General features: G+C 71.1%; 20 protein-coding genes. 15 read left to right on the top strand and 5 right to left on the bottom strand.

All coding sequences use genetic code 11. The features are described from left to right. Positions 1 to 704: 704 nt before the first annotated feature. The 11 genes from FB558_RS18350 (at position 705) to FB558_RS18300 (ending at position 12629) form a co-directional block, all read left to right on the top strand. The gene (locus FB558_RS18350) at positions 705 to 1256 is read left to right on the top strand and encodes a hypothetical protein (RefSeq protein WP_142055100.1); all 552 of its coding nucleotides are present in this window, start codon (positions 705 to 707) and stop codon (positions 1254 to 1256) included. Next, positions 1253 to 1522, top strand: coding sequence for a hypothetical protein (locus FB558_RS18345; RefSeq protein WP_142055098.1), 270 nt, complete (start codon positions 1253 to 1255; stop codon positions 1520 to 1522). The genes FB558_RS18350 and FB558_RS18345 overlap by 4 nt, the downstream gene beginning before the upstream one ends. Continuing rightward, positions 1519 to 2160: a DUF8175 domain-containg protein gene (locus tag FB558_RS18340; protein ID WP_142055096.1), complete on the top strand. Its 642-nt coding sequence runs from the start codon at positions 1519 to 1521 to the stop codon at positions 2158 to 2160. The genes FB558_RS18345 and FB558_RS18340 overlap by 4 nt, the downstream gene beginning before the upstream one ends. Beyond that, positions 2157 to 3263 carry a TrbL/VirB6 family protein gene (locus FB558_RS18335; protein ID WP_142055082.1) on the top strand — a complete coding sequence of 369 codons (1107 nt, stop codon included), beginning with the start codon at positions 2157 to 2159 and terminating at the stop codon, positions 3261 to 3263. The genes FB558_RS18340 and FB558_RS18335 overlap by 4 nt, the downstream gene beginning before the upstream one ends. After that, positions 3260 to 4747 carry an SCO6880 family protein gene (locus FB558_RS18330; protein ID WP_142055080.1) on the top strand — a complete coding sequence of 496 codons (1488 nt, stop codon included), beginning with the start codon at positions 3260 to 3262 and terminating at the stop codon, positions 4745 to 4747. The genes FB558_RS18335 and FB558_RS18330 overlap by 4 nt, the downstream gene beginning before the upstream one ends. Next, the gene (locus FB558_RS18325) at positions 4747 to 6162 is read left to right on the top strand and encodes a hypothetical protein (RefSeq protein WP_142055078.1); all 1416 of its coding nucleotides are present in this window, start codon (positions 4747 to 4749) and stop codon (positions 6160 to 6162) included. The genes FB558_RS18330 and FB558_RS18325 overlap by 1 nt, the downstream gene beginning before the upstream one ends. Beyond that, a complete protein-coding gene (locus tag FB558_RS18320) occupies positions 6159 to 7973 on the top strand; it encodes a type IV secretory system conjugative DNA transfer family protein (protein WP_142055076.1) in 1815 nt (604 codons plus the stop codon). Before FB558_RS18325 ends, FB558_RS18320 begins: the two co-directional genes overlap by 4 nt. Then, positions 7970 to 8473, top strand: coding sequence for a DUF4913 domain-containing protein (locus FB558_RS43315; RefSeq protein ID WP_170231386.1), 504 nt, complete (start codon positions 7970 to 7972; stop codon positions 8471 to 8473). The genes FB558_RS18320 and FB558_RS43315 overlap by 4 nt, the downstream gene beginning before the upstream one ends. Continuing rightward, on the top strand, positions 8470 to 9606 hold the full coding sequence (locus FB558_RS18310) for a VldE C-terminal domain-containing protein (RefSeq protein WP_142055072.1): 1137 nt from the start codon (positions 8470 to 8472) through the stop codon (positions 9604 to 9606). Before FB558_RS43315 ends, FB558_RS18310 begins: the two co-directional genes overlap by 4 nt. Before the next feature lie 618 nt (positions 9607 to 10224). Continuing rightward, positions 10225 to 10419 carry a helix-turn-helix domain-containing protein gene (locus FB558_RS18305; protein WP_094930065.1) on the top strand — a complete coding sequence of 65 codons (195 nt, stop codon included), beginning with the start codon at positions 10225 to 10227 and terminating at the stop codon, positions 10417 to 10419. Between the two features lie 362 nt (positions 10420 to 10781). Then, positions 10782 to 12629 carry an SNIPE associated domain-containing protein gene (locus FB558_RS18300; protein WP_142055070.1) on the top strand — a complete coding sequence of 616 codons (1848 nt, stop codon included), beginning with the start codon at positions 10782 to 10784 and terminating at the stop codon, positions 12627 to 12629. A gap of 70 nt (positions 12630 to 12699) precedes the next feature. On the opposite strand, the gene FB558_RS18295 is transcribed toward FB558_RS18300, so the two are convergent. Together FB558_RS18295 and FB558_RS18290 are read right to left on the bottom strand one after the other, a co-directional pair. Further along, positions 12700 to 13179: an XRE family transcriptional regulator gene (locus FB558_RS18295; protein WP_142055068.1), complete on the bottom strand. Its 480-nt coding sequence runs from the start codon at positions 13177 to 13179 to the stop codon at positions 12700 to 12702. Positions 13180 to 13857: 678 nt separating this feature from the next. Beyond that, complete coding sequence (locus tag FB558_RS18290) at positions 13858 to 14649, bottom strand: DUF4352 domain-containing protein (protein WP_142055066.1); 792 nt, start codon at positions 14647 to 14649, stop codon at positions 13858 to 13860. Between the two features lie 262 nt (positions 14650 to 14911). Here FB558_RS18290 and FB558_RS18285 point away from each other — a divergent pair, with 262 nt between their 5' ends. After that, positions 14912 to 15181 (top strand): hypothetical protein, encoded by a 270-nt coding sequence (locus FB558_RS18285; protein WP_142055065.1) that lies wholly within the window; start codon positions 14912 to 14914, stop codon positions 15179 to 15181. A gap of 228 nt (positions 15182 to 15409) precedes the next feature. Here the strand turns inward: FB558_RS18285 and FB558_RS18280 are convergent, their stop codons facing one another. From FB558_RS18280 to FB558_RS18270, 3 genes are all read right to left on the bottom strand, one after another. Continuing rightward, positions 15410 to 15931: a hypothetical protein gene (locus FB558_RS18280; protein WP_142055063.1), complete on the bottom strand. Its 522-nt coding sequence runs from the start codon at positions 15929 to 15931 to the stop codon at positions 15410 to 15412. Between the two features lie 72 nt (positions 15932 to 16003). Further along, complete coding sequence (locus tag FB558_RS18275; protein WP_170231385.1) at positions 16004 to 16954, bottom strand: ArdC-like ssDNA-binding domain-containing protein; 951 nt, start codon at positions 16952 to 16954, stop codon at positions 16004 to 16006. Between the two features lie 35 nt (positions 16955 to 16989). Continuing rightward, on the bottom strand, positions 16990 to 17859 hold the full coding sequence (locus FB558_RS18270) for a bifunctional DNA primase/polymerase (RefSeq protein ID WP_170231384.1): 870 nt from the start codon (positions 17857 to 17859) through the stop codon (positions 16990 to 16992). A gap of 94 nt (positions 17860 to 17953) precedes the next feature. On the opposite strand from FB558_RS18270, the gene FB558_RS18265 reads away from it, so the two are divergent. The 3 genes from FB558_RS18265 (at position 17954) to FB558_RS18255 (ending at position 20159) form a co-directional block, all read left to right on the top strand. Beyond that, a complete protein-coding gene (locus FB558_RS18265) occupies positions 17954 to 18670 on the top strand; it encodes a hypothetical protein (RefSeq protein WP_142055057.1) in 717 nt (238 codons plus the stop codon). Positions 18671 to 18672: 2 nt separating this feature from the next. Continuing rightward, positions 18673 to 19533: a hypothetical protein gene (locus FB558_RS18260; RefSeq protein ID WP_170231383.1), complete on the top strand. Its 861-nt coding sequence runs from the start codon at positions 18673 to 18675 to the stop codon at positions 19531 to 19533. A 167-nt stretch (positions 19534 to 19700) separates the two neighbouring features. Next, on the top strand, positions 19701 to 20159 hold the full coding sequence (locus tag FB558_RS18255; protein ID WP_170231382.1) for an SAF domain-containing protein: 459 nt from the start codon (positions 19701 to 19703) through the stop codon (positions 20157 to 20159).

Below are 20159 nucleotides of genomic sequence, written 5' to 3'. Positions count from 1 at the left end.
CTGGCTGCGTGTGCTAGCGCCGTCGGGGTGCTCGATCCGAAGCCGCCGCCGGCGTCCACGGCACGCTCAGGGTTCGTCACCCGAGCTGCGGGCCAGCAGCGCTCCCACCTCGATCAGCCTGGTGGGAACGAGTCGCCGCCGACCGGGGGACGGGATCGACGAAGCGGGTGCCGTCGTCGGTGCGGATACGGCACAACGCGCGTCCATCGCGATGCGACCAGCTGGGGACCGGACCGTCGGCGACACGCCAGTAGCCCGGTGGCTGGGCCCGCACCGAGCGCCGACAGACCGGACAGCACAGGTTCTCGACGGACTGCCAGCGGCGCTCCTCACGACCGCTAGGGCCGGGAACCACCACACGACGGATCGTCACGAATGCCTCCTCCTTCGACCGTCGCAGACCGTGCTCCTCTGGGGTGGTCGTCCCGTGGCGCGCCGTGGTCGTCACGCCGACGCCGCCTCTCGCTCACATGACGCAGCTCTCCGGCGCCGATCGAAGGTGTCGAGGCAGCCGAGCAGCCGGCTCGCGCAGCCCGGATCCGACGGCTCGTCGGACAACGACGCCGCTGCTCGGCCGAGCAGCCACGACGACGCGTGGTCACGGCGTTGTCGCCGCTCACCAGGCATCAACCACGTCCGCGCCATCCCGCGACCACGTCCGCTCGCCATCGTCCTGCCAGCGGTTCCAGGCGCGAGGAGCGGACATGGTCAGTACCGACGGGCGAGACGCAGCTGCGCGGCGCGGTCCGGCACGGGTCACCGTCGCGGGCGTGGCCGGCGGCGTCGGCGCCACCACGGTGGCGCGCGCGATCGCCGGCCTCGACCGCGGCGTCTTCACCGGCCGACCGGTCGACGTCCTGGTCTGCCGCGCGACCGGCGACTCACTCGTGCGCGCGTCCCGCGCCACCCACGTCCTCGCCGCCGCTGGCCATCGACCCGTCGTCGCCGTCACCGCCGCCGACGCATCCGGCCCCAGCCGCCCGGTCACAGCGCGGCTGCGGTTGCTCGAGCCGCACACCTCGGCCGTGGTGGTGCTGCCTTTCGTCCGCCGGTGGCGGGAACTCGCGGTCCCGCTCGACGACGTCCGTGACCTGCTCACCCGGCCGCTCACCGAGCTCCCCCGACAGCTGCGCCGCTACGCCACCGCCGCCCGCGGGCTGCGGGCCGCGGTCGGCGCTCCGCTCCCCGCCTCGACCCGGCGCACGGCTGCGCCGCTGGCACGCCCCGTACCCACGATCGGGAGGACCGCACGATGACTGATCCGCTCGCCACGCCACCTGACCCGCCCCCGTCGGCTCCACCGGGCCTGGACGAACTCGCCTCGCAGCTGCTCGGTTGGCTGAAGTGGGGCGTGATCTTCGCCGGGCTGATCGGGATCCTGATCTGCGCCCTCATGCTGATCATTGGCCGCCGCAACCGCTCGGCCACCGCCTACGAGGGCCTCGTCGGTTCGGCGTGGGTCCTCGGCGGGCTCGGGCTGGCGTCGGTCGCGGCGCTCATCGTCGGGGCGTTCCAGCTGTGAGCGCGCCCCTGACCGGATGGGCGGCATGGCGACGCAGTCTCGCGATCGGCGCCGGGCTGACCGTCGTGCTGGTGCTCATCGGCACGATCGGGTTCCTCACCGCGGACCAGCCGGCGCCGCACCTACCCCCGGAACCCGTTGTGGTGGTCGAGGCGGTTCCCGGTGGGATCGCTGCCGTCTCGGACTCCCATGGACCACGCGAACATCACGACGGTCGCAGCGCCGGGTTCGCCCACGACGAGCTCGGAGCGGCCATCGCCGCCAGCAACCTCACCGCGCGGGTCTCCCCCGCTGCCGGTGCCGTCTCCGAAGCCACCGTTACCGAGCAGTGCTTCGGCGACATCCCGACCACGCTGGCCCGGCTTCGCTCGGCGCTGCCGATGTCGGACTCGCCCTCCCGTGCGGCGCTGCAGCCGCAGGCGCTGCACTACCGGATTCTCGCCGGCGACCCGCGGGGCGACGCCGTCGTCGTGTCGCTGCTGGCCGAGACCCCCCAGGCCCGGGACCTGGGAGGGCTCTCCCGCATCGACGCGACGCTGCGCTGGATCGACGGGGACTGGCAGCTGCGCGTGCCGCTGCCGGCACCGTCGATCCATGCCGGCACCGACGGCTACACGTTGCTCGGGCGGAAGTCGTGATCGCCCAGCCGCCGCAGGAATGCGGGACGTTCGACCTGGGCTGCCAGGCCGGGCAGGCGATCTCCTCGACGTTCCAGGCGCTCGTCACCGAGGTCGCCCGCGGCGCCGCCGACCTCGTCGTGACGACCTCGACCTGGTGGGCGGAGACCGACAGCGTCAACCCCGCGGACTCGGCCGTGCTCGCCGCGCAGGACGTGACCGCGCCCCTGGTCGCGACGATCCTCGTCGGTTCGGTCCTCGTGCAGGCGATCCGGATGATCCTGAGCCGCAAGGGCGAGCCGCTGATCATGGTGGCGACGGGGCTGTTCCGCTTCGCCGTCGTGTCCGCGCTCGGCCTCACCGTCCTGCAAGCCGCACTGCGCGCCGGGGACGCGCTGGCCCAGGAGCTGCTGAACGGGGCGGCGAACAACTTCGCGCTCCTGATGCGCGACGCACTGACCACCAGCACCGCGGGCACCTTCGTCATCCTGCTCGTCGCGGTCGTCGCCGCCGTGCTTTCACTGGTCCAGTGGGTGATGATGGCGATACGCCAAGCCGGGCTGCTCGTGCTGGCTGCGATGCTGCCGCTCGCTGCCTCCGGGTCGCTGACCCGCTCCACGCGCGGGTGGCTGGACCGGTTGATCGTGTGGTTGATCGCCATCGTCGCCTACAAGCCGGCCGCCGCGTTCATCTATTACATCGGCTTCTCCTACCTGTCGACGACGAGCTCGAACGCCCCGGGCGACATCAGCACCTTGATCACCGGGCTGATGGTGCTCGTGCTGGCCGTCATCGCGATGCCGGTGATGCTCAAGTTCTTCTCCTGGACCGGCACCCAGATTGGCGGCGCCTCCGGCGGCGGCTCCGGATTCCTCGGCGCCGTCGGCGCCGCGACCATGGCCCGCAGTTACGGCCAGTCCCCCGCAGTCCGTCGCGCCGCCGCAATGGAGGCCACCGGACCCGGTTCCGCCCCCACGCGCGCGTCACCGCAGCCCGCTGGCGCAGCAGCAGTCGCCGGACGGGCAGGCGCGGCCGGCATGGCCGCCGCGGCCGGTGGGGCCATGGCGAGCGGTGCGGCCGAACGCATGACAGGCGCACCACCGCAGAACGGCGGGCCGTCATGACGTCCGCGGAGAACCGGCCGGTGGAACCCCGGCTCTACGGCAACTGGCGCCCCGAACGGGGCTGGGGCGTCGCGGGGCTGAGCAGCGCCGCGACGATCACGGTGTTCCTCGCGATCCTCCTACCGCTGCTGGCGGTGTCGGTCGCGCCGGGCTTCGTCCTGCCACTCGCCGGAGCGGCCGCAGCCGTTGTGGCCGGCATCGTCGTGCGCGTCGGCGGAGTCAGCCTCGCCGACGTGCTCGTGCGCCGGGGGAGGTTCGCCCGGGCCCGGGCGGCCGGCTGGACCGAGCTCTCGGCCGGGGTGCTCACCGAGCACCCACGCGCTGCCGACCTGCCGGGGGTACTCGCCCCGCTCCTCCCCCTCGACGTCGACGACGGCCGCGGCGGGCGGCACGCGCTGCTGTGGAACCGGCGCACGGGGACGCTCTCCGCGGTCCTGCGCTGCTCCCCCGTCGGCCTCGACCTGGCCGACCGCGACCAGACCGACGCGTGGGTCGCCTCATGGGGTGCGTTCCTCGCCGACCTGGGCTACCAGCCGCTGGTGCGCCACATCGCGGTCACCGTCGACACCGTGCCTGCCGGTGGCACGACCGTCCCCGAGCACGTCGCCCGTGAACTCGACCCGACTGCTCCGACGCTGGCCAAACGGGTGCTCGGTGAGTTGGTGGCGGCGACGCCGGCGAGCTGCGCCGCGGTCGACGTCCGCCTGACCGTATGCCTCGACCCGAACCAGGCCACCCCGAAGCCGCCCGATCTGTTCGCGGCCGTCGTCGAAGCGGGCCGTTGGTTGCCCGGGCTCGAGGCCACGCTCGGCACCTGCGGCGTGGCGGTGCTCGGGCGCGCCGAAGTCGGGTGGCTCACCGGCCGCATCCGCGCCGCGTTCGACCCGGCGGCGCACCGCGACATCGCCACCGAAAGCGACGCGGCGCAGCTGCTGCACTGGGCCGACGCCGGACCGGTCGCTGCGCTCGAACGCTGGGACCACTACCGGCACGACTATGCCGTCTCCGTCAGCTGGGCACTGCGCGAGGCGCCACGCCAGGCCATCGGCCCGACCGTGCTCGCACCCCTGCTCGCCCCAGGTGTGTTCCCCCGCCGCGTCACCTGGCTCTACCAGCCCTACCCCGCCGATCAGGCAGCCGCGAAGGTCGAAGCCGAAGTCACCGGCGGCCAGATCCGCCGGGCCTGGGCGACCCGCACCCGCCGCGACGAGACCCAGCGCGAACGCGACGACCGCGACCGCGCCGTGCAGTCCGCACGCGAGGAAGCCGAAGGCGCTGGTGTCGGACGCATCACCGCCTACGTCACCACAACCGTGCAGCACGACGCCGACCTCGACGCCGCAACCGCCGACGTCGAGCAACGCGCCGGACAGGCGAAGTTGCGGCTCCGCCGGCTGCGCGGATCACAGGCCGCCGGGTTCGCGGCCGCGCTCGGCATCGGCATCGACCCCGCCGAACTCCTCGCCCACCGCGGGGGACGGTGATGAGCACCGACACCGTGCCCCGCGCCTGGGGCTGGCCCCTGCGCGGCGGAGGCCGCGCCGCCCACGTCGAGGCAGGAGCGGCGTTCGCCGGCACCACCAGCCAGCTGTGCGGACTGTTCCCGTTCGCCGTGTCCGCCGGCGCCGACGTCCGCGGCGTCCCCCTGGGCCGTCACCTGCACACCGCCGAACCCATCGGACTCGACCCCGCCCACTGGCTGCGAGCCGGTCTGGTGTCCAACACCGGTGTGTGGGTGCAGGGACAGCCCGGCATCGGCAAATCCTCGATCACCAAGCGCATGCTGACCGGCCTTGTCGGCTTCGGGATGCGCGCGGTCGTGCCGGGCGACGTCAAGGGTGAATACACCCCACTGGTCGCCGCCCTCGGCGGCACCGTCTTCCGGATCGGCCGTGGTCTGCACAGCCTCAACCCACTCGACGCCGGGCCGCTGCGGGCCGAGCTCGACGGCGCGACCGGCACCGAGCGGACCCGGCTGGCGGAGACCATCCGCGCGCGGCGACTGTCCCTGGTCGAGGCGCTGATCACCATCGTGCGTCGCGCCGACGTCACCACCACCGAACGCCGGTTGCTCGGTGCCGCGCTCGACCTCGCCGCCCACGCCGACGCCGACCCGCTCGTCCCCGACGTCCTCCGCGTCCTCACCGAAGGCCCGGACGCGATGCGGCGGATCGCGGCCTGCCGCGGCACATCCGACTACGCCCGGACCACGCGCGACCTGGTCAACACGCTCGGGCTGCTGTGCGAAGGCGCGATCCGCGGCCTATTCGACCGGCCCTCCACCGTGCGTGCCGATCGCTCTGCGCCTGCGCTCTCGCTGGACATCAGCGCGCTCGACGACGACGAGGACGACGTCGTGGCCGCCGCGATGCTCTGCTCCTGGGCCTGGGCGGCCGGCGTGGTCGACGCCGCGGGCACCGGTGCGAGGCCGCGCAACGTCATCCAGGTGCAGGACGAGCTGTGGCGGGCCCTGCGCGCCGCCCCCGGTCTCGTCGAACGCTCTGACCGCATCACCCGCCTCGGCCGCCACCGCGGGGTCGTCTCGTTCCAGATCACCCACTCCCTCGACGACCTCGAAGCCCTGCCCACCGAGGCCGACCGCGCCAAGGCACGGGGACTCGCCTCCCGCAACGCGATCCTGCTCCTGGGTGGCCTCGCCGAATCCGAACTCGACAGCCTCGCGCGCATCACCTCGCTGACCGAAGGCGAACGCGCCCTGATCACCTCGTGGGCGGCACCCCCGACCTGGCACACCGGCCGCGCCCACCCGGGCCGCGGCAAGTACCTCATCAAGTCCGGTCAACGGATCGGGCTCCCCGTGGCCCTCACCCTCACACCGACCGAATCCACCCTCTACGACACCGACCGGGCCTTCCGACGCCGGAAGCAGCACCCGTGACCGCCCCGGTGCGGGCGGTGGCGCGTGACGCCGCTGCGCCGCTGCTGCTCCTCGGTGTGCTCGGCGCCGTCGGGGTGGTGTCGGTCAACACGTGGGTCGCCACCGGGACGGCTGCGCTGATCAGCACCGGCAGCTGGGCCGCCCCACCGCTCGGGCTCCAGCTCCCGTTCTCCCTCGCGTCCGGCGCGCTTCCGCCCACCGCGACCGGGGCTGTCTTCTGGACGGTGCTGGCCACGGCTTTCGGCGTGGAAGCCGGCCTTACGACGGTGGCAACGGTGCTGGTCCGACGATCCGTACGACACGCTCCGCTGCTGCGAGCGCGTCAGCTGGGTGATCTGGCCGGGTCCGCGGCGGAGCGCAAGGCGCGCCAACTCCGCCCGGCGCTGCAGGGATCCGATCCCGTACCTGCCCGCGACCTCGGCATCCGAATGCTGCGAGTTGGCGGGCGCGAGGTGCGCATGTCCTGGGAGGACGTCGCACTGGTCATCATGGGTCCGCGGGCGAACAAGACCAGCGCGATCGCCGTGCCTGCGGTCCTGTCCGCGCCCGGGCTCGCGATCGCCACGTCCAACAAGGCCGACCTGTGGGCGCTCACCGCCGGGATGCGGAGCCAGCGCGGTCCCGTGTGGACGTTCGACCCGCAGGAGATCGCCTACCACCGCCAGACCTGGTGGTGGGATCTGCTGCGCGCGATCCGCGAGGCACCCGATGCCGCACGGATCGAGGCCGCGGCCCGACTCGCCGGGCACTTCATGCAGACCATCGGCGGCGCCCGCCGCGACCCGTTCTTCCACGCAGCCGGCGAACAGGTCCTCACCGGCACCTTCCTCGCCGCAGCCCTCTCCGGCGGAACGCTGCGCGACGCGATGTCCTGGCTGCAGGTCGGCCGCCGGGACGCCATCGCCGCCCTCGATCGGGCGGGCGCGGGCCACGAAGCCGCCGACCTCGAGGCCAGCCTCTCCGGCGCGGAGGTCACGACCAAAGGGATCTTCCAAACCGCGCGGACCGCGACCAAGGCCCTGACCTCGGAACGCATCCTGCGCTGGATCACGCCACCTGAGACCTGGCGCGAGCCCGGCGGCACCGAGATCACCGAACTCGAGCCGTGGCAGATCCTCGCCACCGCCGAGCACACACCGACGACCCTGCACCTGCTGTCCAAGGAAGGCGCCGGCACGGCCGCACCCGTTGTCGCCGCCCTGGTCGACCGCATGCTCGAGGTCGCCGAGCTCGTCGCCCAGGCCCGCGGCGGACGCGTCGACCCACCCGTGGTCGCGGTCCTCGACGAAGCGGCCAACATCTGCCCGATCCGGCAACTCCCCCAGCTCTACAGCCACTTCGGCTCTCGCGGCCTGCAGGTGATGACCATGCTGCAGAGCTACCAACAGGGCGTCGGCGTGTGGGGCGCACAAGGCATGGACGCCCTGTGGTCCGCCGCCACGATCAAGCTCGTCGGCGCCGGAGTCGACGACCACACGTTCCTGCAGAAGCTGTCCGGCCTCATCGGCGAGCACGACGTCGAGAAGCAGTCGATCAGCGTGAATCGCAGCGGCGGCCCGTCGCACCAGTACTCCACCATCCGGCAGCCGATCCTGCCCGCGTCCGAGCTGCGCGCGTTGCCGAAGACCCATGCCGTCCTGCTCGCCACCGGGCGTCCCGCTGGTCTCGGCGAGCTCCTGCCCTGGTACCGCGAGCAGGACGCCACCGACATCAACGCCTACGCCGCCACCGCCCTGCGCGAGCTGCGCACCGCGGCCAGCGCGGCCCTCGGTCCCGACCGCTACGTCAGCTCGTGGAAGGAGGCGACGTGAGCAACGACGTCGCACGGACTCTGGCCGAACTCCTCGCCCGCGTCGACGCTCTCGAAGCCTGGCGCGCGCACCAGTCCGACCTGCTCGACGACCTGATCAACGGCGACGTCGAGCTCGACCTCCATCCGCCAACGGATCCCGACGATGACTCCGACCCAACGCCCGACTCGCTGGACGAGCGAGCCCTCATCGAGTGGGTCCACCGCAGCGTGGCCAACGTGATCGCCCGACCGCTCCGCGGCGAGCTGAAGTGGTGTCCCGTCTGGTGGGAGCACCCCGAGGCGGTTCTGCGCTTCGAAGCCCTGCACCGCGCCTGGACCGAACTGGCCGCCGAGCCCGGCGTCGCCCTCTCACTCTGGATCCGCGACCACCTCGACCCCTGCCTCCGCGAACTGCTCAATCCGCTCGGCCCGTTCGCCGACTGCAGCCACAACGAGCGCTACCGCACGCTCAACCCCCACACCCCGCTACCGACACTGCCCACCACCAACCCGACGTGACCTCGCCCGGGCGCCTCGGAATCCTCGGGACCGGCCTCGTCGCGTTGATGATCGCTCCGGTGCTCATCGTGGGGCTCCTCATCGGCGGGGTCGCAGTCACGCAACCCAGCGAGACGACGGCCAACACCAGTGCCCTGCCAGCAGGAGCCGCGCGCCTGATACCCGAGCTCGAACGTGTCCTCAACGCTCGCTGCCCCGAACTGCCGTTGCCGTTCGCCGCCGCGCACATCAACGCCGAGTCCGGTTGGAATCCACACGCCTACAACCCGCAGGGGCGAGCCGCGGGTCTCTACCAGTTCCAGGAACCGACCTGGATCAGCGCGGGCGGCGCCTCGTGGGACACCGCCCCGCCACCGGCCGAGGCCGACGTCTTCCACCCCGTGCGGCACCTCGAGATCGCGGTGCCATGGCTGTGTGCGAACCTGCAGCTGGTCCGCACCCACCTCGCGGACTCCGGCAAGCCCGTCGATCCTCTCGATGCGCTTCTGGTCTGCCATATCGCCGGCTGCAGCCGCGTCACCGGCTCCGCGAGCGGAATCCCGACCGCCGGGGAGGCCGGGTGCGACAGCGGCTGTGCCGAGACCATCACCAGCTACATCGATCGCGTCCGGATACAGGCCCAGCAACTTGCAGCAACCCCCGTGCCCGTCGTGCTCGACGGCCTCCCCACACCGACACCGTTCACTGGCACCACGAACGGCTGCACCGCGCCCGACCCCAGCAGCACCGGGTGCCTGACCCCCGCCACCCGCCACGCGCTCGAGCAGCTCCTCCACGCCTTCGGCGCTCCCGGCGCCGGTGCCCCGATCCGGTCCTTCACCTGCTGGGACGCGCACGCGTGGAACCCGTCCAGCGACCACCCCCGGGGCCGCGCCTGCGACTTCTTCCCCGGCCAAGCCGGCGTCTTCCCGGAAGGAGCCGAGCTCGCCAACGGCTGGCGCATCGCCGGCTGGCTGCGGACGCACGCCACTGCCCTGCAGGTCCGCTACATCATCTGGCAGGGCCGCATATGGTCTCCGTCGTCTCCGGACGCCGACGGCTGGGGCCGGCCGTACACCGGCGGGGGCATCTACGACACCAACGACGCGACGGGCGGGCACTACGACCACGTACACCTGAGCGTGCGCGGATAGCGCAGGGCGAGGCCGTTATCGCTCGCGGTGTCGCCCTCGACGACGGTCCAACGGGTCGCCATGCACGCGCAGCTCGGCCCACGACCGACGCGGCATGCGGACCGAACGACACAGCAAGTAGCCCGCCAACGCGCCGACAACGAAAGCTGCCGCGCCCACGCCGACGATGATCACGAGCACGGTCAGCGGCGGTCAGCGCGAAGCCGGCGAGCCGCCTCCGCAACGGACCGCAACCCACACGGCGATGCGATGTGAGGGGTGCCGGTGCCGGGCATCCCACATCCACGGCACCGACCGGAACCATCCGGCTCGTGCTCCTTCAACAGCCGCATGACCACGTCGGGCATGGACGCCAGTACCGCAATCACGCCGAGATCTTCTGTACGGTCAGCCACGGGTCCGCACCTGCCTAACCTCAGGTCGGATCAAGGCCCCGGCCGGGTGTACCAGCACCCAGTCGGGGCCGCCCTCTGTCTAGGGGGTCGCGCCTCAGCATAGACCCAGAACCGGACAACTGACCAACCCGACCTTCACGACCATATCGACCACATCGGCGTGGATGGCTATAGTGGCTAAACGCACACGGTCTGACGTGGGCGCCGCACCTATGTTCGGGGGGTGCCGGCCCCTGCGAAGCTCCTGACCACCGCTCAGGCGGCAGAGCACCTCGGCATCGACCGGCGCACCCTCGCCACCTACGCGCGGCGAGGGCTGCTCACGCCGACGTTGACCTTGCCGACCGGGCATCACCGGTGGGATCTCGAGGACATCCGCCGCCAGCTCCGCGAGTTGAGAGAGCGCGGCGAGAGCTAACGGTTGCGCTCGTGATCTGAGCGAGGGTGCACCTACCTGCGGACGCGTTGTAGCGGCTTTCGGCCCGCCCGATGCAAGCAGCTGGCCCTCCTGTCGACCTGCAAACACCCGTCTCAAAGAGGTCCTACGAGTCACACCGCCGGCGGCGACTTGTGCGTTGGCCGCCAAGCTGGTGGTCCCGGCTCCAGCGCCCGACACAGCCACCGAGGCGCTCGTAGCCAATCCCGCGGCGCTGGCGGCACCGTCAGTAACGACTCCGCAACTCCTCACCCTGCAACGTTCGCGCTCCTCATCACGATCACCACGGCAGCGGCGGCGCTCTCAGTCGGCCGCATGACGAGGCAGGACGTGAGGAGGCCCAGGTGGCGCTGTTCGGCGGGCGACGGCGAGTCGAGGAACTGGAGGTCGAGCTCGCTCGCGCGCGCACCGCGCTCGCCGAGGCCGGGGCGCTCGACGAGTGGCAGCGTGCACAGCGCCGACAAGCAGCCGAGCAGCAACTGGCGCGCGTTCTTGGGGAAGAACACGCGGCGCGGATCCGGCTGGGGGAAGTGCAGCTGGAACTCGCCGGACTACAGTCCGAGGTGATCGAGACGAGAGCCGATGCGCTGCTCCAGGCCGCCGGCGTCTATGACTACGTGCACCCCCTCGACACAGCAGTCGCCTACAAGGAGCAGCTCACACATCTGAAGGCGGACATCAAGATCGAAGTTACAGCGCGCAGAGCAGTCACGGGCCGCGTCGACTGGTCCGTCAACGGCTCCCGCCCGCAAGGCGCCAAGATGGTCAAGGACTTCTCGACGCTCATGCTGCGCGCATACAACGCGGACGCCGACAACTGCGTGCGTACAGTCAAGCCGCACACCCTCGGCAACACACTTCGACGCCTGGACAAGACCCGGGCGACGATCGCCAAGCTCGGCCGGACCATGAGCATCGAGATCGCCGAGCGCTACCATCGCCTGCGCATCTACGAGATCGAACTGACAGCCGACTACCTCGCCAAGGTGGAGACCGAGCGCGAGCTCATCCGGGCTCAGAAGGAAGCGGCTCGCGAAGAGGAACGTGCCCGCCGCGAGTTCGAGCGGGAGAAGCAGAAGCTGCTCAAGGAACAGGCCCACTACTCCAGCGCGTACCAGCGCCTGATCACACAACGCGCCGCGGACCCGTCCGCGCTCGCCGAGATCCGCGCCCACCTGGACAAGCTCGGAGCGGACATCGCGACCGTGGACGCACGGGCCGCCAACACCCGCGCCGGCTACGTCTACGTCATCAGCAACATCGGCTCCTTCGGTGAACAGGTCGTCAAGATCGGCATGACTCGCCGGCTCGAGCCGATGGACCGCGTCCGGGAACTGGGCGACGCATCGGTGCCCTTCCGCTTCGACGTCCACGCCCTCGTCTTCAGCGACGACGCCGTCGGCCTCGAAGGCCGCCTGCACGCAGCCCTCGCCGAACAGCGGGTCAACAAAGTCAACCAGCACCGCGAGTTCTTCCGAACCACCCCCGCCGAGGTCCGCGGCCTGCTCGTCGACACCGCCGGAAGCCATCTGCTCGAGTTCACCGAGACCGTCGAGGCCCTCGAGTGGCGCGCCAGCGGCGCGTCCGCCACCTTCGCTCCACTACCGCCCGAGACCTCGCCGCAGCTTCCGTCAGAGGACGACGAGACCGTGTCGGAGCCTTCGGTTGCCGGGAAAGCCACACGCCGCCAGCTGCCCGCGGGTGAGCTCGTGCCGCTCGACGGATTGCAGCACCTGCGACTGGTGCTCCAGGCCGCGGAGGGAACCGATGCCGAGATCGATCCCATCGCGTTCCTGCTCAGCGACCGGGGTGTTGTCCGATCCGACTCCGACATGGTCTTCTACGGCCAACCCGACCATCCGAGCAACGCCATCACGCTGGCCTCCGACGACACCGGGGCGCCGACCGCTCTCCACGTCATGCCGGCCAACGTGCCCGACGACGTCACCGAGATCCTGCTCGTCGCGCAACTACCGGCCAACCACGCACAGTCGCCTGTCCTCGACGCCCTCGATCTCGACAGCGGCCGTCCGATCGGTCGCCTCCAGCTCCCCACCCCGGGACCGACCGGGCTGCTCCAACTCGGCGCCATGCACCGCGTCGAGCACGGCTGGGTGCTCCAGCCAGAACCCAGCAGGCTCGATCACGACCTCGCCGGCCTGGCCGCCGCCGCCGGCGTCGACGTGACTTGATCGGCCGGTTCGCCGCCCGACCCCGGCGCTCAAGTCCCCTACAACAGCCCGCTCACGTCGCCGCGGAACTTCACGCCGACCGGTCGCGAGCTACTCGTCGAAGGAAGTCGGCGAGCCGAGGGAAGTCGTCGTCCAGCTTGACCGCCGCCTCCTCGAGCTGCTCCGCGCCGGCGATCTCACGCAGGTCGCCAATCGCCATGGAACCCGTTCGGCCACCTCGAGGCCATGGGTCATGGATGCGAGCTACCTCGTCGAGGATCTCCTCGATTCGCCGATCGTCCAGGCAGCGGACGAGCGCACGACGCTGGTCGAGGATCATCAGACGAGCGCTCGCGACCGGGTCCCCGATCTTTATGCGCTCCCCCGAGACCAGCTGACACAGCATCGCGGGGCTGATCCCGAGCACGCGTGCGAGGCGCGCCTGGCTGATCCCGTAGTCCTCAGCGAGGCCGTGGACGAGGCTCCGCAACGAAGTGCCATAGAGATCCTTCTGACGCTCACGAGCCATTGCTCGACGGGCCGCTGGTGTCGCGACAACGCTGTCGACCATGTGCACCATCCTCGCGGATGATTACAAGATCCCGCCACAAAACGGCAACTCGACGCGTCTTCGGCCGCCTCGTGCTGGACAGGAGCACGAAGAGCTGGCGGCGCGCTTCCTGCACGAGCGGACCCGATTCAGTGCAGCCGGAGCAAGCCACCGAGCATGCGATACGACTGGCCGACCAGGGATCTCTTTCCGCCAGCACCTCAATCACGGTGTGATCGCACATTTGGCGCGCGGCGCCCCGAGGCGGTCACTCTCCGGGGGTGCGTACCGGCGCTGCAGCCGCCGAGCCCAGGCCGCGAGCTCAGGTTGCTGCCGGGCAATGTCGAGGACGGCGCGGTGGCTCGACCGGGCGGTCGCGAGGGTGCGGTGCCTGCTCCTGGACAGCTCCCACGGCCTGATCGGCCGCCGGATCGTCATGCCGGCGGAGGCCGCGCAGCGCACCGAGCCTCAATGCCCGCTGCGGCGTGCCCGCTCATCCACGTTCTGGCGCCGTCGACGTCCCGGGTCGTGGGCGTCAACCCAGCGGGCGACTGCGCCACGCAGCAGGTGCTCGAGGCGTGTTCCCGGCGGACCCCGTACGACTACGCGGTCGAGCGAGACCGACCGGCACTGACCCGGCTCCCTAAACACGACAGCGCCGCACGCCGATCACGGCAGTATGGGGGCGCGGTTCGTCGTTCATACCTCAACGCGCACCAGGGTGGCGGGCCCAGTGCTCCCGAGCTCGGCGGTGCCTCGGAAGCTCCATGCGGTGATTGTGGCCGCCTCGGGCACGAGATGGACGTAGGTCATCTCGGCCTCGAACCCGGGCTGGAGCTGGTAGTTGCACTCGGGGTTGCCCTTGAGCTTGTACAGGTCGTCGATCGGGTCGAACTCGCGGTCGAGAGCGTCGATCAGCTTCGCGTCGACCGGCCAGCTGCACGTCAGGTCGACGCTGCTTTTCCCGCTGTTGAAGATCCGGGTTTGGATCATCACGAACTTCGCGCCCTGCTGCGGTCGGGTCTCTGTGTAGGTCTCGTAGCCGGAGCCCGGACGGAAGTTGGACTCGTTCATCTCGACCGACTCGACGACGCGTGCCCCAGTCACTGTGAGGGTGATCCCGCCGTTGCTGACGGCCTGGCCGACCTCTGCCGACGCTTCCTCCGCGGGCAGGGTCGGCGCAACGGGCACGGCCGAAGGGATCGCGGCCGGGGTCGGGGCCGCCGCGGTCGGCTTCTGGCTGCCGTTCACGAGGCCGATGACCACGAGCAGCGCGACGACGCTACCACCGACGACCCACGGAAGCTTTCGTCGCATCTTCTTCCTGCGCGCAGGCGGCGGAGAGCTGAGGCTGAACTGGTCCGCGATCCCGTGCGGATCGCCCGCGGCGCGGCCGCGGGCCTCAGCCTCCGCGACGTCCCGCTCGGCACGCAGGCGGGCCACCGCGGCATCGGCGGCCGCCCGCTCCTCAGGAGTGAGCATGTCGGACATCGGCGTGACTCCTTGACTCGTTCGGCCCCGACGGCAAAAGCTGTTCGGTGAAGGGGTTGAGGTTGTTACTGCTCGTCGCCCGCTGGCTACGCCAGGCCGCGACGCCGCACTCCTCGCCATGACCGGACGGCGCGCGGACCGACCGCAACCGGGTGAAATAGTGCACAGCGACTCGAACGCATGTTCGGTCCGGGGTAAGTTCCCGTCCGCGGCCGAGCCGGGGAAGGGCTCGGCCGCCACCTCAACCCAGGGAGCATGGGGCATGTGTACGCCGTACTACGGTGACGAGCGCCGCGACGCGGCAGCGCTCGCCGCCGCGCGGGCCCTCTCCGAGACCGCCGACGTCCTCCGCCAGGTGGCCTCGCATGACATGCATGTCGACGTCCGGCGCGGCGACGTCAGCACCAGCCTCGCCGCGCTTGTTGAGGCGGTGGGGCGCGGCTACCGGGATGTGCCACACGACGTGGCCGCGTGCGCCATGGCCGTCGTCGGTGCAGTCGATCGCGCGACCGGGAACCGTCGCTTCGACTGAACGCGTGAGCGGTGCCCTCTCCCGGAGCATCGGCCGCGGGACGACCGGGATGAACGTGCCGTCTCGCGGTCAGTCAGCGAGCATTGGGTAGCGATCGCAGACGTCGTCGTCCCGATGTTGGTCGGCGTTCAGGCAATGCTCATCGGAACCGATGACCGTGACGCGGTGCCCGATCTCCTGGCGATTGAGATCGCGGTCCTTGCAACGAGGATCAGGATCCACCGCCGATCAGCGCATGACGTAGACGATCTCGATGCGCCCGGCTCTCACTGCCTTGACGACGGTCGCCAGGACAACGAGCCAGCCGACCGCTGCAGCGCCGAAGAGCAGCACCCAAGGAACCTCAGAACGTCCAGCCCTCCGGGACTCACTGTCAAGATCGGCCGGCCGTGAACCCCAGCGGGAGGTAGCCGTAGCTCGGTCCGTTTCAATGGCCGATGCCCTGAGCACATCATCAGGAGCCTCTGCGATCCGGTAAACAGTCGCGTAGATCGTGTCGAACGGCGCCGCGCGCGCCTGCCACGCAGACCGCTGCAGGACATCGAGGGCCTCCCCGACGGGCAGCAGCTCCTCACCGTCCCGGCGGCACTCCCGCGCACTCAACGACAGCACAGTCCGGGTCGCGACGCGCTGGTACTCGGCGAGGACGGAACGGCAACCCGCCTGCTCGGCCCGCGCGACGACAGCCGACGTGGGGGAACAACCGGTCACGAGCAGGATCGCCGACACTGCGATGAGGACAGCACGCACGACGGCGAGGCTGCCCGCGCCAGCGCCGCCCGCAACTGGTTGCTGCATGCAGCTGTGGACAACTCCGCCGAGCTACAGCGAGGCGGCAGGGCCAGTTCTCGGTGCCGGAACGGTCCTCGAGATCTGTCGGTCGAGGTCGCTCCCCCGCGTGCGTCGTACCGCCGGCCCCGATGCGTCTGGCTCTGCATCGTCCACGAGTCGCTCGATGTCAACCAGCATGCCAGCGGCCACCTTGTGCACGGTCTCCGCAGCCTCGGCGATCACCTTCGGGTCACCGCGGCTCCAGCCGGCGATGTAGGGCACCGCCAGAGCCGACGTGTCGAGGCCCCGCGCGGTGAGCACGACATGAGCGGCGGACTCGGCCTCCGTCTCCCGCTGAGCGCGGCTGATCGGCCGGTGCTCGTGGTCGGCGCGGATGTGCGCCAGCTCGTGGGCCAGTACCGCGGTCGCTTGAGCGTCCTCGATATCGGGACGTACCGACACGACACGCTCTCGATGATCCGTCCACCCCTGCACGTCGCCCAGCTCGGGCGACCGGCGCAGCTCGTAGCCGTGTTCGTCGACGAGGTGCGCGAGCGGTTCCCAGAGACCCGCATCAGCGCCGTGCAGGACGGCCGGGGGCTGCGGCGTCGGCAACGGCTTCCCGACCGTCTGCGCGACGTCGAACACGTGCGCCACCCGCACGCCGACCATCCGCCGCTTACCGGTGAGCGGACCCGCGTCCTTCGCCTTGTCGTCCTCCGAGAGGCGTCGTGTAACCGGGGCGAGCACCGCGAAGCCCCGTTCGCCGGCACGCACGGATCGGCCGAGCCGACGCCACGTCGTGTAGCCGGCGACGCGGGTGAGTACGACGTCTCTCTCCTGGGCCTGCATCCAGAGCAGCAGCACGTTGCGCGGGCTGTAGTCGTGGAAGGCGGCTGCCGTACGCAGCATGGCCATCCATTGCTCGCTGCTGGTCAGGTCCTGCACGGCGCCGGCGAGCTTGGCGTTCAACCTCTCGACCCGGGCCACGCGCTCGGTCACCGAGAACCTTGTTGTGGTGCGACGTTCCGACATCGTCATCGCACCAGCCCGTCGCGGCCTACGGTCGCATGCCTGTGCAGGCCGAAGCCGGCGTCGCGCGTCGCTCGGTGGAATCCGGACCGGATCGTGCGCTCGACCTCCGTGGCGCCGAATCCGCCTACCCCGAGATGTCCCTCCACCGCCCCGCGCAGCACGCGCCATGCTTCTGCCTCCGCGAGCGTGCCCTCCGCAACGAACGTGCCGAGCCGCGCGGCGGCACGGAACAAGGCATGGTTGCGGGTACCGACAGCGGCTGTGGCTACCCGCTCGGCCTCGCCCCGTACGGCCGCCGCGATGTAGGCGGAGCTGGTACGGGCGGCGCGGAGCGGTCCCGCCGGCCGATGGCTCGGGGCAGGCGGACGGAGGCGCTCGAGCAGCCAGTCTGGAACCGGCTGCGGGTCGGCCGCGACTACCAGGCGGTACCGCCCCTTGGGCACGATTGAACCAGGCCCGACGACGTACCCGCCGGAGGCGCGCGTGTCGATGTGCGCGCCGAGGAAGCCCGCGGTGTTGCGCAGCTCGACGTCCTCCGGGAGTCGGAAGTACAGGTGCTGACCGCCGCTGGGCGTGTTCACGATGCGGGTGTCCCTGGGGATCGCCTCGCCGGCGTCGCGGGCGAGATCGGCCAGCACCTGCCGTCCGTGGGGCTCACCGATGCGGGCCGGGGCGTCGAGATCGACGACGAGGAGGCCGGACGGCCCTCCCGTCACGACGCCGATGTTGTAGGGCCGTGCACGCCACCACGTGCGCAATTGCACGGGGTCCCGCGTCGCCAAGGACGGCCACCCCTCATCGAGCGCCGGCACCTTGCTGCGGGGCCGGAGCGGGAAGACACGCGTCCCGTCCCCGGCGATCCGAAGGGCCATGTGCAGGAGGTAGCGCTCGCGCGCTGAACCAGGCATTCGCGCCTCCGTCGGTCGGACAGCGCCAACGACCATCCCCGGACAGAGCGACGGCCACGTGGTCAACCAGCAGATCCGAGGAGTTCTGCGAAAACGCCACGAACACGCCTACCGGTCTGGTAGGCCAGAGCACACCGGATCGCAGAACTCGCAGCGCCGGCCACGGGACGACCACGCCGGCGACCACGCAGCGACCACGGACCGCACCACCATCGACGGCACGACGAGGAGGTGGATCGGGGTGAAGGCACGGGAGCGCCTCGCGATGCTGTGCGGGGTCATGGCTGCCGCACTCGTGGTCGCGAGCTGTGGCACCACACCGCCCCCGCCGTCACCTGCGCCCCCGCCTCCTCCCCCACGATCGCTGCCGTCGCCGCACGACGCCGCCCTCGCGGCGTACCGGACGTTCTGGGAGGTGTCCGACGCAGCCCGCGCCGCTCCCACGGAGCGGGACTGGCGGCCGGCGCTCGAAGCGGTTTCGCGCGGTCAAGCGCTCGAGACGGCACTCATCGACGTCGAGAACTACGCGAGCATTCCCGCCAGAACGGTGGGGACGATCTCGCGGTCGCCGGTGGTCGACCGCGGGACGCCGGACAGCGTCACCGTGCTCGACTGCGTCGATCTGGGCGACTCGCGACTGATCGATGCGAGCGGCGCGACGCTCGACGACCTCGAGAACCAGCTGCAGAGGTTCCGACTGCGGGCAGAGGTGGTGCGCGACGGCGACCGCTGGCTCGTCGAGCAGACCACGCCGGCGGTGAGCGAACCGTGCTGACGGTGTCGCTGCTCGCCCTGGGCCTTGTTGTGCTGCCCGCGCCGACAGCTGCACACGCGCCGCCGGAAGGCGGCGGCTGCAAAGTCGTCGACGGGGCAGGACGGTGCCTCATCGAGGCCGCTGATCCCGCCCGCCCCGGCGGCCCGCGTGCGAGCGCGCCCTCGCGTGACCGGCCAGGGAGGCGGTCCGCGCCCGCGCGCCGTGAGGAGAACCGCTCGCCGACTCCCGAGGCCTCGTCGACAGCGAGCAAGCCGCCGCCCCTGGCCGGTGCACCGTTGCCTCTTGGCGGCGGCACGGTCGAGGGGCGAGGGGAGATCGACCTGCCTCCCATCGAGATCGATCCTCCGGCCGTCTCTCCAGCCGTCTCTCCGGCGGTCCTCGCCCAGCGGGCGATCGAGATGCTCGACCTGCCCGCTCCCGCGGTGCGGATGTCGGTCTCCGAACTCGCGTTCGTCGGCGTGCCCGTCTGGCTGTGGATCGACCCCGGACCGCAGGGAACGGGGCCGCTGTCAGCCACGGCGACGGCCGGAGCTTCGCAAGTCACCGCGACTGCGCGGCTCGTCGCGGTCGAATGGACGATGGGCCCACCGGGCGCCCAAGTTCGATGTGCCGGCCCCGGCACACCCTGGGCCGGCCAGTCCGGGCCGTCGCCGGACTGCGGCTACACCTACGAGTTGCGCTCGTTGCCGGAACGCACGGGCGGCACCGGTCGCTGGCCGGTGGTCGCCACCGGGATCTGGCAGGTCGACTGGAGCGGAGTGTCGGGTGGAGCCCCCGTCAGCGGTGGGCAGACCGTGCTGCTCACCGCAGAGCAACCCCTCGCCGTGGGTGAGGTCCAGGTGCTGGTGGACGGGGGCGGTTGATGAGGCCGTCGACCATGACGCAGTCCGGCGTCGACGAGCAGCTCGCTCCGCCACGCCTGCGCCGACGCCGCTCGTCCCGGCTACTGGTCCTGGGTGCTCTGCTCAGCATCGTCGGTGCCCTGCTCGGCTGGTTCGCCTACCAGGAGGCCACCCGCCACATCACTGTCGTGGCACTGGCGCGGCCCGTGCCGTTCGGCCAGGTGATCTCCAACCTGGACGTCCGACCGGCGCCGCTCCCGACGGGATCCGGACTCAGCAGCATCGCCTGGAGCGATGTCGACACGGTCGTCGGAAGGCCCGCCGCCACGGACCTCTTCCCCGGACAGGTGCTTCCGCCCGACGCCTTGCGCGCAGATCCTCTTCCGGCAGCAGGGGACGCAGTGATCGGCATCGCCGTCGGGCCGGGGCAGGTACCGACCACCCCGCTGACCGTTCGCGACGAAGTGCTGGTGGTTCGCCTCGACGACCCTGCTTCCAGCGTGCGGGCACTCGTCCTGGCCGTGGGAAGCCCAGACGTCTCGGGCCGACGGACCGTCGATCTGCTCGTGCCCGAAAGGATCGTGCCGAGCCTCGCGCGGGCTGCGGGCGACGACCGCACAGTGCTCGTCCTCGTCGGACGGGGATGA

It is taken from the genome of Pseudonocardia kunmingensis, assembly GCF_006716445.1.
GTDB lineage: Bacteria > Actinomycetota > Actinomycetes > Mycobacteriales > Pseudonocardiaceae > Pseudonocardia > Pseudonocardia kunmingensis.
This window is presented reverse-complemented; position numbering and strand designations above follow the sequence as displayed.

Bases quoted from the DNA above. Each gene is read 5' to 3' on its own strand.
- FB558_RS18350 (WP_142055100.1), top strand. From the start codon at position 705: ATGGTCAGTACCGACGGGCGAGACGCAGCTGCGCGGCGCGGTCCGGCA.
- FB558_RS18345 (WP_142055098.1), top strand. From the start codon at position 1,253: ATGACTGATCCGCTCGCCACGCCACCTGACCCGCCCCCGTCGGCTCCA.
- FB558_RS18330 (WP_142055080.1), top strand. From the start codon at position 3,260: ATGACGTCCGCGGAGAACCGGCCGGTGGAACCCCGGCTCTACGGCAAC.
- FB558_RS18325 (WP_142055078.1), top strand. From the start codon at position 4,747: ATGAGCACCGACACCGTGCCCCGCGCCTGGGGCTGGCCCCTGCGCGGC.
- FB558_RS18295 (WP_142055068.1), bottom strand. From the start codon at position 13,179: ATGGTCGACAGCGTTGTCGCGACACCAGCGGCCCGTCGAGCAATGGCT.
- FB558_RS18290 (WP_142055066.1), bottom strand. From the start codon at position 14,649: ATGTCCGACATGCTCACTCCTGAGGAGCGGGCGGCCGCCGATGCCGCG.
- FB558_RS18285 (WP_142055065.1), top strand. From the start codon at position 14,912: ATGTGTACGCCGTACTACGGTGACGAGCGCCGCGACGCGGCAGCGCTC.
- FB558_RS18270 (WP_170231384.1), bottom strand. From the start codon at position 17,859: ATGGCCCTTCGGATCGCCGGGGACGGGACGCGTGTCTTCCCGCTCCGG.